The sequence below is a fragment of the Afipia sp. 1NLS2 genome, from assembly GCF_000178995.1.
Classification (GTDB): domain Bacteria; phylum Pseudomonadota; class Alphaproteobacteria; order Rhizobiales; family Xanthobacteraceae; genus Afipia.
The window spans coordinates 523,032-535,824 of sequence record NZ_ADVZ01000003.1; the positions used below are offsets into that span (position 1 = coordinate 523,032).

The window sequence follows — 12,793 nt, forward strand, 5'->3', positions numbered from 1 at the left end:
ATAATTTAAGTGACCGGGAGGAAATAATGGAATTTGGCGTGCGCTTGGCTGTGCAGGGTGAAATGGGAGCGAAGGGGCAGGGGTGGGATTACACCCGTGGTATGGCTCTCGAAGCGGAAGAGCTAGGTTACGATTCAGTTTGGCTCCCTGATCATGTCATCAATGCGCACATGAGCCGTGAAGTTCCGATGCTGGAGAATTGGACTGTTCTTTCGGCATTAGCTGCACTGACGAAGAAGGTGAAGTTCGGCGGGCATACATTCAACAATTCGTTCCGCAATCCCGCCCTGATGGCCAAAATGGCTGCAACCTTCGATGTTATGTTCGGAGGGCGGCTTTATTATTCGCTGGGATCAGCCTGGTTCAAAGACGAGAACGTTGGCTATGGGATGCCTTTTGATGAGCACGACGACCGCGTTGCGCGTCTGCGAGAGGCTTTGATTATCGCGAAGAAAATGTGGACGGAGCCCCGGACCACCTTCAAGGGCAAATTCTACCAGGTGGAAGATGCCATTTTGGAGCCGAAGCCGGTGCAGCGGCCGCATGTTCCGATTTGGGTGCCGGGCGATTCAGAAGCGACGAGGAACCTAACAGCTGAACTGGCCGACTGCTGGTTCATTTATTCGAAGCCGCCCGAGACCATTCGGGAATGGGCGAAGGATATGAAGCGCCGTGCTGGCCGCGACATACCGATTGCCGTCTCGACAGTGTGTCTGGCAGGTCTGCCGGATGCCGACGTCAAGAAGTGGAGTGAGCTCTACGCCCTTGAACGTAAGCACCGCTTTGCCGTGCCGCCGACGCCACAGGATATTCTGAACGAGAATCTGTGGGGATCGTCAAAGGATTGCATCGATCGTATCCGACAGTGGCAAGACGCTGGCGTTACGCATGTTGTAATCCAGCCTATTCCGCCTCTCGAAGGTATGAGGCATTTCGCGAAAGAAATTATGCCTGCTTTTAGGAAGTAGAGCTGAAAGCGCGGGGATAAGAGCCTCGCGCTCTCGTCTGTTAGCAAATCAAAACGGCACTCGCCACCGGCGTCGTAGCTTCACGACGCCCAACGAAGATGCGCGGCCGCATGAAATGCTCGTTCAAGGGAGGGGAAAAGTTATGGCTGCCTACGAAAACGTATCTTCGCCGGTTACGAGTGAACCAAACAGAAAGATCACGAGGGCCGGTATTCCAGCAAGATCCTGGCTGACGGTGATCCTGTGTTCGATGTACGGGATTTTCTATCTCGATCGCGTCAACATCTCGCAGTCTGCAAGCTTTATTCAAAAAGATTTCAATCTGACCAATACGGAGCTCGGTCTGATTTTCAGCGCGTTTTCGTGGAGCTACTTAGCAGGTCAATTTTCTGGCGGGTGGCTTGCATATCGCTTTGGTGCACGACGAGTCCTTTTTTTCTGTGCGTTGATAGTTGGAATTGGCACTATTTCGAGCGGCCTTGTGGGAGGGATTCTCACGCTGTTCGCGGCCCGCCTAGCAGTGGGAATTGGAGAAGGACCTGCATTTCCCTCCGCGACCCACGCTATGCGCACCTGGTATCCGATCAGATTGTTCGGCTGGATCCAAGGAATTACACATAGCTTTGCCCGTCTTGGTGGCGCTATCGCTCCACCTTTGGTAGCGGCATTGATTTTGATCGATGGCTGGCGATTATCATTTTATGCTTGTGGCCTGCTGTCATTGAGCTGGGCCCTCGTCTGGGTGTTCTACTATAAGAACAATCCGTTCGATCATCGTTTGCTTACGAAAGCAGAAGCGGCAGAACTTGAAACTCCCAAAGCGAAAAGCCGAGGCAAAACACCTTGGCTTGCCCTCGCCCGTCGCATTTGGCCAGCGACGCTCGTGGAGTTCTGTTACGGCTGGACCCTCTGGGTCTTCAGTTCCTGGTTGCCGCTCTATTTCATGAATCAGCATCATCAGGACGTTAAGCGATCGGCTTTATTTTCCGGCCTGTTGATCGCGGGTGGAATGATTGGCGATACGGTGGGTGGTCTCGTGACGGATCGCTTGCTCGTTAGCACCGGCAAACGGCGTCTAGCCCGATGCGGCGTAATGTTCGCGGGCATGTTGGGCGGAGGACTCTTTATGCTCCCGACGCTCTTTACCCACGACCTCTACTGGGTCGTCCCGCTGCTTGCTCTCTCATTTTTTTGCGTAGAGCTTGTTGTTGCTCCGATGTGGGCAGTTTGTATGGACGTCACACCCCAATACGCCGGCATTGCAACCAGCATGATGACGCTTGGGTTTGGACTGTCAGGAATCATTTCCCCAATTGTCTTCGGCTGGCTCATCGACCGTACTGGTAACTGGAATGTGCCGTTCATTACGGCTGTTGCCATTCTATTTTTTGGGGCGGCTCTCGTATGGCTAATCCGTCCCGATGTTCAGCTTGATACCCGCGAAACAAAATCAGGCACGCTTACTCAATAAGAAGACTTAAAACCCCTGGGAACTAGTTATGGCTCACTACAACATCCTGATCCTCGGAGCCTCTTACGGCTCGCTGCTGGCCTCGAAACTTCTGTTCGGCGGCCATGACGTGACACTCGTCTGCCTCCCTGCGGAGGCGGATCTCATCAACAAGGAAGGCTTCCGCGTGCGGATGCCGGTCCGCGGCCGCAAGGACCAGATCGAGATCGATTCCCGCAAGCTGCCCGGCAAGGTGAAGGCCGCCGGTCCCGCCGACGTGAACCCGAAAGACTACGACCTGATCGGGCTCGCGATGCAGGAGCCGCAATATGGCTCGTCCGGCGTGCGCGAACTGCTCGATGCGGTGGCGAAGTCGGGCGTACCGTGCATGTCGATCATGAACATGCCGCCGCTGCCCTACATGCAGCGCATTCCCGGTCTCGATGCTGACGCGCTGAAGCCGGCCTACACCGCACCCGAAGTCTGGTCGAATTTCGATCCCGGCAAGCTGACGCTGTGCAGCCCCGATCCGCAGGCGATCCGCCCACCGGAGGAGAAGGTCAACGTCCTGCAAGTGACGCTGCCGACCAACTTTAAGGTCGCGCGCTTCGACGACGAGGCGAGCAACGAAATCCTCCGTAATCTGGAGCGGGACATCTTGGCGATACGTTTTGATGCACCGGAGGGCAAGATCGAGCTGCCGGTAAAGCTGCGCTTCCACGATTCGCTGTTCGTGCCGCTCGCGAAATGGGCGATGCTGATGGCGGGCAATTACCGCTGCATCACGCTGGATGGCATGCGCACCGCGCAGGAGGCGGTTCACTCCAATCTCGAGGAATCGCGCTCGATCTACAATTTCGTTGTGGATGTCTGCGTGAAGCTCGGGGCTTCGCGCGACGACATGGTGCCGTTCGAGAAATACGCCGCGGCAGCGGAAAGTCTGTCGCGCCCGGCCTCTGCCGCGCGCGCGCTCAACAGCGGCGCGCCGAACATCGAACGGGCCGACAAGCTGGTGCAGTTGACGGCCCGCGAGATTGGCATGAGCCACCCCGTGCTCGACGCCATCGTGGCCCTTGTCGACAAGCGTTTGGAGGCGAATCGCAAGAAGGCCGCGGCTTGAGGGAAGCAGTGCTACTGCCGCGCAAATACGGCCACTTCATCTTCGGAGTGCTTCAGTCCGGTATTACGAGCGGCGTTGCTACTGGCCTGGCAACATACAGCTATCACGTCGAGAGACTATTTCAACACTGGCTACTGGCGTGGCTGACATCCTGGGCATTGATGATACCATTAGTATTGTTTGCTGCGCCGGCCGTTCAACGACTGACGTTTCTTCTGACGTGCAATGATTCGTGATGAAGCTTAGATCAACAGTCCCGGGTATGGTTAGCCCGGGCGGGTGGTCGGCGCCGACGTCTTCCGATTATAAGAGAGTTCGAAGAATGTCTGCCAGACAACCTGCGCGGCCGGTGATAGCGAACGATCCTTTCTTTTGAAGAGCAGGATGTCTCGGCTCGCAGCTGGCCGTGTCAGCGTTCGCGTGATCAGCGCGGGATGGCTTTTGTAGGGAGCCACCATCTCCGGCATCACGGCGACGCCGAGGCCTGCTTCCACCATTCCCAGCACGGAGCTCGGCTGCGCGAGTTCGAGCACGATGTTGGCCTGAATTTGCAGGCGGGCAAGCGTATCGACAATCTGCTGGCGGCTGCCCGAGGTATTGTTGAGCATTACGAGGCGCCGGCCCGCGAGCTGAGACCATCCTACGGATTTCTTCTTTGCGAATGCATCGTCGCGGCGGCAGACGAGGAGAAATGGATCGCTCATCAATTTATGGATTTCCAGTTCCGATTCCGAAATAAGGCCGCTGGAAATGCCAAATTCGATCTCGCCCCGCACGGCCTTTTGAACCACTTCTCTGGCGGCCACGTCCTCGATGGCGAATGAGACGTTGGGCCACTTCGCTGTACAATGCTCGATGCATCTCGGCATCAGGCTGCGGGCGATGGACGGCACGCAGGCCATCGCCACCGTTCCGCGATGCTGGACCCCGATATCGCGCAATTCTCGCAGGACCGTATCGAGTTCGTTCAACAGCCTGGCGCCGGTCGCAACCAGGGTTTCGCCAACGGTCGTGAGACGAACGTTGCGTGTGGTGCGATCCAGCAGTTTGACGCCGAGTTCGGTTTCGACGTGCCGGATCGCGAGGCTGACAGCGCTTTGAGACATGCCAATGTCTTCCGCGGCGCGGCTGAAGCTGCCGTGCTTGGCAACTGCCAGAAAAACCTTGAGTTGGCGTAATCCGACATTCATTCGATAAACTCATTAATACATCTGATCTTTCAATTTTACATTAAAAAGGCCCAGCCCTTCAATGGCGGTCTCAATAGCAGTGAGACCGCCATGACCGATACTTTGACGCCTGCCAAATCGCCTCAGCCAGTCCGCTCAAAATCAACCACGCCGCTCCGCGTCCTAGGAAGGTCCAATTCCTTCAATGTCCGCAAGGTGCTGTGGGTTTGCGATGAGATCGGCATTCCCTTTACGCGAGAGGATTACGGGCGCGGGTTTATTCCGACCAATACCCCGGAGTTTCTCCGACTCAATTTGACCGGCCAGGTGCCCGTCATTATCGACGGCGACCGCGTGATGCGGGAATCCAATACTATCGTCCGCTATCTCGCTGCAAAGCACGGCGCCACTGAGCTTTACCCGGAAGATCCCGCGGGACGGCAGGCGATTGAGGAGTGGATGGACTGGGTTGCATATGACGTCACGCACGCTCTGCGCGGTGCGTTCCTCGGCGGTCAATTGGGCGAGGCTCCCTACGATCACCCCTGGTACATCGAGCAGGGTCAGAAAGAACTCGTCTATGTGATGGGATTGCTGGACAAGCATCTCGCCGAGAATGGCCCTTACGTGATGGGCGAGCACTTCACGATCGCGGATATTCCAGTCGGCCTTGTCGTCAACCGCTGGTTCAACCTCACGCATCCAGGCCTGAAGCGGCCGGATTATCTGGCGGTCGCCGCCTACTATGAATTGATGACGGAGCGGCCGGCGTTCCGCAAGCACGGACGCAACGGACTTCCGTGACCGGCGTATTCGGCTTCAGTGGCTTGAGAAATGGGAAAGCAGCCGGGTCGTCCGGCTATTTCGGAGATGACTTGATAACAAAAAACACAATCGGGGAGAGAGACCATGGCCATTACGCAGGAGGCGGAGGAGGTAACGACTAAGGCTGCGTCGTTCCGCTTGTCTATCAGTGCGCATACTCTGGTTACGACGCTGCTCTGTGTTCTGTTCGCAATCATGTATCTTGACCGAGTCAACATCTCGGCAGCGGCCGCATCCATTAAGGCTCACTTTTCGCTCTCGAACGCGGAGATGGGATTCATCTTCAGCGGTTTCTCCTGGGCCTATCTCGCATCGGTGTTGTTCGGTGGCTGGGGCGCCCGGAAGTTCGGCGCCAAATCCACCTTGATTGTGTGCGTCGTGGTTGTCGGCATCGGCACGGTTGCAACCGGTCTCGCGGGTGGACTCGTCACCCTTTTCATTGCCCGCCTTGTTGTCGGGCTGGGCGAAGGGCCGGCGTTTCCAGCGGCGACGCAGGCAATGCGAAACTGGTATCCGCCGAGCCGGTTCGGTTACATTCAGGGCATCACGCACAGCGCGTCGCGCCTCGGGGCGGCAATCGCGCCACCGATCGTTGCCGCTCTCATTATTTGGGCGGATTGGCGAGTGTCGTTCGTCATATGCGGACTGACCGCGCTGGTCTGGTGTGTTTTCTGGTGGTGGACATTCCAGGACGATCCGAGAACCCACCCGCGGGTTGACCCGCGCCGCCTCGAAGGGATCACCGTCTCATTGCCTAACCGGCGCGCGAATACGCCGCTGTGGATTCTGACAAAGCGGATGTTTCCGGTGACGCTGGTGATGTTCGCTTACGGCTGGACATATTGGGTGTTCGTGTCGTGGTTGCCGCTTTATTTCGTCAATCAGCATGGAACAAACCTGAAAAATTCCGCACTTCTGACGAGTGCCTTGTTCTTCGCGGGGCTGATCGGCAACACCGTGGGCGGTGTGGTATCCGACCGAATTCTACGCAAGACGGGGCGTAACCGGCTGGCGCGATGCAGCGTAATTGCAGTGTCGCTACTCGGAGCGGCTGCCTTCATCACACCGACCATGTTCATCAATGATCTGCACTATGTGGTACCGCTGCTTGCTGCTGCGATGTTCTTCCTGGAGATGACCATCGCGCCGATGTACGCCATTCCGATGGACATATCGAAGGACTATGCCGGCCTGGGAAGCGCTTACGTCATCATGGGTGTCGGCATATCGGGAGTGGTATCACCCGTTGTCTTCGGTTGGCTGATCGATCTGACCGGCAATTGGAACATCCCCTTTGCCTCGGGTATCGCGATCTTGCTCGCGGGAGCACTGGCCGTTGTGCTCTTAAGGCCTGACGTGCCTCTCGTCATTCCGCAGTCGGCCGGAAACGCGCGGGCGTGAAGTCACATGGGTGACATAACGGCAATGCTGATACCTCGCCGATATAGCCATTTTGTCTATGGTGCTATCCAGTCGGGTGTCACCACCGGCATTGCCACGGCTGTGGCGACAAGTGGCTATGAGTACGGGGGTATGTTTCTGCATCGCTGGACCACGACGTGGTTCACGTCATGGCTACTGATGATGCCGGTGGTGCTGTTTGTCGCTCCGGCAATTCAGCGCCTTACCGTCCTTCTGACACGCGACAGGGCATGACTCTGTCTGCATCATTGAATGCATGAAAAAGCCTAAAGGAGAAGAAGCGCGTGATTGATCTTTACTACTGGACCACCCCAAATGGGCACAAGATCACGCTCTGTTTGGAGGAGATGGGTCTGCCTTATCAGGTGCACCGGGTCGAGCTTGGCAAGGGAGAGCAATTCCGCGACGAATTTCTGGCGATCTCGCCGAACAACAAAATCCCCGCCATCGTGGACAGGCACCCCGTTGACGGTGGGAATCCTATTCCAGTGTTCGAGTCGGGCGCGATTTTGATTTATCTCGCTGAAAAGACCGGAACGTTCCTGCCGACAGAGGTGCGGAAACGGTTCGATGTTATCCAGTGGCTGATGTGGCAGATGGGAGGGCTCGGGCCGATGGCGGGCCAGAACCATCACTTTGCGGGCTATACCGTTGAAAAAATCCAGTATGCGATCGACCGCTACGTGAACGAGACCAATCGTCTCTATGGTGTCCTGAATCATCGGCTGGCCGATCGCGAATACGTCTGTGGCGATTACTCGATTGCCGACATGGCGATCTATCCCTGGATCGTGCCATATGAGCGTCAGAGCCAGAAGATCGAGGATTTTCTGCATCTGAAACGCTGGTTCGAAACGATCAGGAGCAGGCCGGCGACGATCCGCGCTTATGCTGTCGCCAAAACGGTCAATCCGACGAATGCACCGACCGTGAATGAAGAATCCAGGAAGATATTGTTTGGGCAGGTGGCACGCAGATAACTGATCTCTTCCAGTGCTGAATATCCCAAAACAACGAGTTGCTGCCTAGCTCGAGGCGGTGGCCGGGCGAACGTTCTGAGTCGGCCACCGCGATCTTGAGCAGTCACTCCCTCAGGAATCGAACCAGATCCTGTTTAAGCAGATAGATCGAGACTGCGAGCAAGACGACGTCCTTTATCAGAAAAGGCATATTTCCTGTCATCGCCGGGAAACCGCCTGCAGCGACATCCCAGCTTTCCGGCAGGAACGGAATGATTGTCACGGTTGCGATGAAGGTGCCGGTACTACGCAGCTATCTTCCGCCGCGCTTGATCGTGCATGCGGCATCGGACAGCGGACAAGGGAGCACGACGACCCAACTTGAAGGTCTGGTCTCTTTGATGCGAAGCGAAACCGCAGACGATCATCTCGGGGGTCGGGCGTTGCTCAATGCACTTTCCACGGCGATGTTCGCACTGGTACTATGTCTCGCCAGCGAAGCTCACGACGCGCCGCGTGGCCTGCTGGCCGTGGCGGGCCATCCACGCCTTGCCCCGGCGATGGTTGCTCTGTTTCAGAATCCCTCGCGCGCATGGTCGCTGCCGGAGCTTGCGCGCCTGTGCAACATGTCGCGAGCGACGTTTGTCCGTCAGTTTCAGGACAAGCTTGGACGCTCGGCCGCCGATCTCATGACGGACATCCGCATGACACTGGCCGCAAACAAACTGCAGACGTCCGATCTTTCAACCGGTGATGTGGCGGAAGAGGTGGGCTATCGGTCCGAAGCGGCATTCCAGCGCGCCTTCAAGGCCTACGTTGGCGCGACTCCTGCGAAGTGGCGTAAAACACAGGTATTGCCTGACCAACGGAAGGCCGAAGTCTAATCTGTCAGCAACATGCTCACGAGTGCGCGTTCTGCATACGCTGGCGATGCGCTGCCTGTTTGGCGCGATTGCCGCAGACGGCCATGCTGCACCAGCGCCTGCCGTGTCCTCGGGTATGATCGGCGAACAGCAGCGTGCAGGTTGGTCCCTCGCATGCCTTCACTTGCGAGAAATCTTCGGTACAGACGAACTTCGCGAGCGCCTCCCCGATCGGCAGCAACAAAGCCTCGGGTGCCTTCCATCTGCGGACCGTCTCGAACTGAAGCGGCTTGTCGCCCTTCACGGACGAAGCAATAATCCGGCTAAAGGCATCGTCACGCTCAAGCAGCCGGTTCAATGGCTTTAGCTCAACAACATCCTTAGCTGACAGAGGACGCCCCTTGTGGGCGCGCACGAAATCCCTGAACCATTCGCGCAAGCTTCGCGCCTGATCTGCCACGTTGTCGATCTCGCCTGGGAGAGCATCGGCTTTGATCCTCTTGAGCGTATCAGGTGGCACCAGCTGCGCTTGCTCAAGCCAGTTCAGCAATCCTTCGCCGTCCCTGATCCAATCAACCGGCGTATCGACCGGCGTTGCGACCGAATTCAGGAAATCGAGACCCAGAGCATCGGCGATGAAAATCGCAGGGGGGTGATCCACGGACAACTCCAGTTTTTTGCCGGGGAAGCGATCGCGGTGGACCCAGCAACGGATATTTTTAGATAACCACTTCAAGGCTAGTTGACAAGTTACCTCGATCTAGATAGTAACCACTATAATGCAATTTATAGGGTTACTAAGCCTGCCGAGGAGGAAGTAAGATGTCGGCAAACAATGCAACTGTTGTGCTTGTTCATGGCGCCTGGGCCGATGTATCGAGCTGGGCGAAAGTGATTGCCCCTCTTTCAGTTAACGGCATCAGCGTTGTTGCAGTGCCTTTGCCTCTGAGATCGTTTGACCATGACGTGCAGGCGCTCAACCGGACGATTGATCGTACAGCGGGACCTATCGTTCTGGTGGGACATGCCTATGCAGGTGCTGTCATTGGAGCCGCTGACAACATCAGGGTGAAAGGCCTCGTCTATGTGGCAGCTCTCGCGCCGGACGAGGGGGAGACGGTGGCGGATGTCTTCTATCGAGGTAAACCACATCCGCTGGCACCTCAGCTTGCACCCGATAGCAAAGGCTTCATTTATCTGCCGGAAGAGGCCTTCGCGGCGGCTTTCGCTCAACATGCTTCTGCGGAAGAGCTCTCAATCCTGGCGGCAGTTCAGCGCCCGATCTCTCCGGCCTGCATCACCGTTCCAATGCAGCGAGCCCTTTGGAAAGACCTTCCGGCCTGGTTCGTGGTGGCCGAGCAAGACGCATGATCGTTCCTGCGACCCAGCACTTCGTGGCAACAAGGATGAAAGCAGTGGTGCGGTCCCATCAAGCTGATCACGCGCCTCTGGTTACGGCGCCGGAGGTGGTCGTGGATGTCATCCGCGAAGCGCTGCTGTGACGTCGTCGCCAAGTCCCGCCTTGCTGAACGCTTCCAAACCGTGGCCCGCCGCGATGGAACCCGACCAAAATTAGTAATCCCAACATCGACATCAAAAAAGTTACTGATAGGAGATCAAAATGGCCAAAATCGCATATCGCACCGCTGATGTGGACGGTTTCAAAGTTTTCTATCGCGAGGCCGGTGCGCCGGATGCGCCGAAGCTGCTCTTGCTTCACGGTTTCCCGAGTGCAGGTCACATGTTTCGCGATCTGATTCCGCTCCTCGCCGATCGTTTCCACATCGTCGCACCTGACCTGCTGGGTTTCGGTCAGTCCGACATGCCGGCGCGCGATAAATTCACCTACACGTTCGATAACATCGCCAACGTCATCGAGCGCTTCACCGAAATTATCGGCTTCAATCGCTTCGCGGTTTACGTGTTCGATTACGGCGCGCCGACGGGTTTACGCCTTGCTGTCCGGCATCCCGAGCGGATCACGGCGATCATTTCGCAAAATGGCAACGCCTACGAAGAGGGACTGAGCGAAGGCTGGAATCCGATCCAGTCGTACTGGAAAGATCCTTCGCAGGCCAACCGCGATGCTCTCCGTGCATTTCTCAAGCCCGAAGCCACACGCTGGCAATATACCCACGGCGTGCCCGATGAGGCCGCCGTCTCGCCGGACGGACAGAACCTCGATAATTTTTACCTGGCCCGTGCGGGTGCGGACGAGATTCAGCTCGATCTGTTCGGAGACTACAAGAGCAACGTCGCGCTCTATCCGGTGTTTCAGAATTACTTCCGCACCCACAAGCCGCCTTTGCTTGCGGTGTGGGGAAAGAACGATCCCTTCTTTCTTCCGCCGGGTGCGGAAGCGTTCACGCGCGACAATCCCAATGCCATCGTCCGCTTCATCGATACGGGCCATTTCGCGCTTGAAACGCATGCCGGCGAAATCGCGTCGAGCATTCGCGCATTCTTGAGCCACTGACCCATCGAGGTCTTGTCGATCACACCGTAATCATTCAAGGAGAGAAAAATGTCGAAGTCTGTCGCGATCGTTACCGGCGCAAGCTCGGGAATTGGAAAAGCAACTGCGCTGCGTCTGGCGCGCGATTTTGGCGCCGTGGTCCTTGTCGCGCGTGATGGCGAGAAGCTGTCGGAGGTCGGAGAGCAAGTCAAGGCGGCCGGGTGCTGAGCCGCTGGTCATCGAACTCGATCTGATGAAGCCCTCAGCCGCAGACACTATCGTGAAAGCGACGCTCGATCGGTTTGGCCGGATTGATGCGCTGTTGAACATTGCGGGCGCGGTGCCCGGTATCGGTGTTTTCCAGATCGTTGAGGAGCCCTTTTATGTTTTCAAACAAAGAAATCTCGTTCACCCGTCTCAAATTAAATTCTCCCGGTGGTGATCGATTCGGTCGGGAATTTTAAACTCAAGCGCGGCGAAATTCGGTATTCGTTTTGCTCTGCTAATCATACGACAAGTTCGACGGCTTTCGGTAATCGGTTCCAGGCGATCATGGATTGCACTTCGGGCACTGACCAGGATCGGCGCTGGTACGCCCGTCGGGTCGAGGGCGCTTTTCGCTGAAATCGCAGGCAACGCAGCCGAATACGTAATGGAGAGCCATCAAGCTTGGCGCGCCGCACCATTCACAGGGCAAGCCGTATTCAACATCCACCAATCCGTAGCCAGGCATAGCGCAGCCCGGACAGAGCGTGGCCAGACGGTCGCAAAGAGAGTTTGCCAGACGACTGATCGTGGCCATCCGCGTCGGATTCATGTGCGCGCGCATGTCTGTCTGTACGAGCGCACGTTTGTCGTCCGAGCGACCTGCTACCGACGCGATCGCGTTGGCCAATGCCTCGACGGTGCGCAATCCCTTGTGGATCATGACCTCACTGCCATCGGTCTGATGAGGCCGCACGATCAGGGCATGATCTGGAAATCGTACTCTATCCAGAAACGAGTCGATATGGCCTATCTCAGCCGTAATCACGTGGTCGTAAGCCGGGGCATCGTCAATTAGGTGTTCGCACACGACGATTCCCCGGTCATCGTCGACGAGAGCCATGAGTTCTATCCCACCAGCGATGAAGGGAATGAGCGGATGCGGGCCATAGCTTCCCTCGCTGGCGATGCCGATAGGTATACCTACGGCCGCCATTCCAAGACGAGCTTTAGCGATTGCAGTCTCGCGAATAGTTCCGACTCGCGCAATTTCGCCTGTGAAAGTGCCAAGTGCGTCGGTGTCGAGCCCCATTGGCGTTTCGACTCGAAGGCCGAGCCGTTTTCGGAACGCTGGCGAGATGGCAGCCTCTTTGCCGTGCATCGTCGCAAGCACGCCGCGGCGGCCAGAATAGGGGCTAGACGTAAACCTGCTCGCTGGGGCCTGGCGATTATAAGCTTTGCTCAAAGATAGCCTCCCTCATCTGCGTTTGAGCAACCCGCTATTGCTGATCACTTTTCGGCACGCTTAGCTTTGAGGTCACCGCTTTGGTAAGACGGCGGTCGGCGAACCTGTGACA

Annotated in this window: 18 protein-coding genes; 13 read left to right on the top strand and 5 right to left on the bottom strand. The window is 56.8% G+C overall.

Annotation, left to right across the window (positions count from 1 at the left end; genetic code table 11):
* Positions 1-26: 26 nt before the first annotated feature.
* The 4 genes from AFIDRAFT_RS19135 to AFIDRAFT_RS19545 all read left to right on the top strand — a co-directional run bounded on the left by AFIDRAFT_RS19135 (position 27) and on the right by AFIDRAFT_RS19545 (position 3,774).
* Positions 27-968, top strand: coding sequence for an LLM class flavin-dependent oxidoreductase (locus AFIDRAFT_RS19135; protein ID WP_009340135.1), 942 nt, complete (start codon positions 27-29; stop codon positions 966-968).
* 142 nt (positions 969-1,110) lie between these two features.
* Positions 1,111-2,439, top strand: a complete 1,329-nt coding sequence (locus AFIDRAFT_RS13940) for an MFS transporter (protein WP_009340137.1) — start codon at positions 1,111-1,113, stop codon at positions 2,437-2,439.
* Positions 2,440-2,467: 28 nt separating this feature from the next.
* Positions 2,468-3,538, top strand: a complete 1,071-nt coding sequence (locus AFIDRAFT_RS13945) for a ketopantoate reductase family protein (RefSeq protein WP_009340138.1) — start codon at positions 2,468-2,470, stop codon at positions 3,536-3,538.
* A gap of 8 nt (positions 3,539-3,546) precedes the next feature.
* The gene (locus AFIDRAFT_RS19545; protein WP_009340140.1) at positions 3,547-3,774 is read left to right on the top strand and encodes a DUF2798 domain-containing protein; all 228 of its coding nucleotides are present in this window, start codon (positions 3,547-3,549) and stop codon (positions 3,772-3,774) included.
* Positions 3,775-3,804: 30 nt separating this feature from the next.
* Here the strand turns inward: AFIDRAFT_RS19545 and AFIDRAFT_RS13950 are convergent, their stop codons facing one another.
* Positions 3,805-4,728: a LysR family transcriptional regulator gene (locus AFIDRAFT_RS13950; protein WP_009340141.1), complete on the bottom strand. Its 924-nt coding sequence runs from the start codon at positions 4,726-4,728 to the stop codon at positions 3,805-3,807.
* A gap of 90 nt (positions 4,729-4,818) precedes the next feature.
* On the opposite strand from AFIDRAFT_RS13950, the gene AFIDRAFT_RS13955 reads away from it, so the two are divergent.
* From AFIDRAFT_RS13955 to AFIDRAFT_RS13970, 4 genes are all read left to right on the top strand, one after another.
* Positions 4,819-5,511: a glutathione S-transferase family protein gene (locus tag AFIDRAFT_RS13955; RefSeq protein ID WP_009340142.1), complete on the top strand. Its 693-nt coding sequence runs from the start codon at positions 4,819-4,821 to the stop codon at positions 5,509-5,511.
* Positions 5,512-5,616: 105 nt separating this feature from the next.
* On the top strand, positions 5,617-6,933 hold the full coding sequence (locus tag AFIDRAFT_RS13960) for an MFS transporter (RefSeq protein ID WP_009340143.1): 1,317 nt from the start codon (positions 5,617-5,619) through the stop codon (positions 6,931-6,933).
* A 24-nt stretch (positions 6,934-6,957) separates the two neighbouring features.
* A complete protein-coding gene (locus AFIDRAFT_RS13965) occupies positions 6,958-7,188 on the top strand; it encodes a DUF2798 domain-containing protein (RefSeq protein ID WP_009340144.1) in 231 nt (76 codons plus the stop codon).
* 50 nt (positions 7,189-7,238) lie between these two features.
* On the top strand, positions 7,239-7,934 hold the full coding sequence (locus tag AFIDRAFT_RS13970; RefSeq protein ID WP_009340145.1) for a glutathione S-transferase N-terminal domain-containing protein: 696 nt from the start codon (positions 7,239-7,241) through the stop codon (positions 7,932-7,934).
* A 103-nt stretch (positions 7,935-8,037) separates the two neighbouring features.
* On the opposite strand, the gene AFIDRAFT_RS13975 is transcribed toward AFIDRAFT_RS13970, so the two are convergent.
* On the bottom strand, positions 8,038-8,196 hold the full coding sequence (locus AFIDRAFT_RS13975) for a DUF417 family protein (protein ID WP_349509555.1): 159 nt from the start codon (positions 8,194-8,196) through the stop codon (positions 8,038-8,040).
* Between AFIDRAFT_RS13975 and AFIDRAFT_RS20425 the strand changes: the two genes are divergently transcribed.
* Positions 8,186-8,797, top strand: a complete 612-nt coding sequence (locus AFIDRAFT_RS20425) for a helix-turn-helix transcriptional regulator (RefSeq protein ID WP_009340146.1) — start codon at positions 8,186-8,188, stop codon at positions 8,795-8,797. The two genes, AFIDRAFT_RS13975 and AFIDRAFT_RS20425, sit on opposite strands and share 11 nt — an antisense overlap.
* A 16-nt stretch (positions 8,798-8,813) precedes the next feature.
* Here AFIDRAFT_RS20425 and AFIDRAFT_RS13985 read toward each other — a convergent pair whose 3' ends face one another.
* On the bottom strand, positions 8,814-9,437 hold the full coding sequence (locus AFIDRAFT_RS13985) for a CGNR zinc finger domain-containing protein (protein ID WP_009340147.1): 624 nt from the start codon (positions 9,435-9,437) through the stop codon (positions 8,814-8,816).
* A 161-nt stretch (positions 9,438-9,598) separates the two neighbouring features.
* Here AFIDRAFT_RS13985 and AFIDRAFT_RS13990 point away from each other — a divergent pair, with 161 nt between their 5' ends.
* The 4 genes from AFIDRAFT_RS13990 to AFIDRAFT_RS20260 all read left to right on the top strand — a co-directional run bounded on the left by AFIDRAFT_RS13990 (position 9,599) and on the right by AFIDRAFT_RS20260 (position 11,459).
* The gene (locus AFIDRAFT_RS13990) at positions 9,599-10,147 is read left to right on the top strand and encodes an alpha/beta hydrolase (RefSeq protein ID WP_009340148.1); all 549 of its coding nucleotides are present in this window, start codon (positions 9,599-9,601) and stop codon (positions 10,145-10,147) included.
* Complete coding sequence (locus AFIDRAFT_RS20365; RefSeq protein WP_009340149.1) at positions 10,144-10,278, top strand: hypothetical protein; 135 nt, start codon at positions 10,144-10,146, stop codon at positions 10,276-10,278. Before AFIDRAFT_RS13990 ends, AFIDRAFT_RS20365 begins: the two co-directional genes overlap by 4 nt.
* 119 nt (positions 10,279-10,397) lie before the next feature.
* Positions 10,398-11,252, top strand: coding sequence for an alpha/beta fold hydrolase (locus AFIDRAFT_RS13995; RefSeq protein WP_009340150.1), 855 nt, complete (start codon positions 10,398-10,400; stop codon positions 11,250-11,252).
* A gap of 48 nt (positions 11,253-11,300) precedes the next feature.
* The gene (locus tag AFIDRAFT_RS20260; protein ID WP_009340151.1) at positions 11,301-11,459 is read left to right on the top strand and encodes an SDR family NAD(P)-dependent oxidoreductase; all 159 of its coding nucleotides are present in this window, start codon (positions 11,301-11,303) and stop codon (positions 11,457-11,459) included.
* Between the two features lie 34 nt (positions 11,460-11,493).
* On the opposite strand, the gene AFIDRAFT_RS20265 is transcribed toward AFIDRAFT_RS20260, so the two are convergent.
* Positions 11,494-11,643: a hypothetical protein gene (locus tag AFIDRAFT_RS20265; protein WP_244469134.1), complete on the bottom strand. Its 150-nt coding sequence runs from the start codon at positions 11,641-11,643 to the stop codon at positions 11,494-11,496.
* A gap of 138 nt (positions 11,644-11,781) precedes the next feature.
* On the bottom strand, positions 11,782-12,528 hold the full coding sequence (locus AFIDRAFT_RS14005; RefSeq protein ID WP_245258182.1) for a DUF6671 family protein: 747 nt from the start codon (positions 12,526-12,528) through the stop codon (positions 11,782-11,784).
* Between the last annotated feature and the right edge of the window lie 265 nt (positions 12,529-12,793).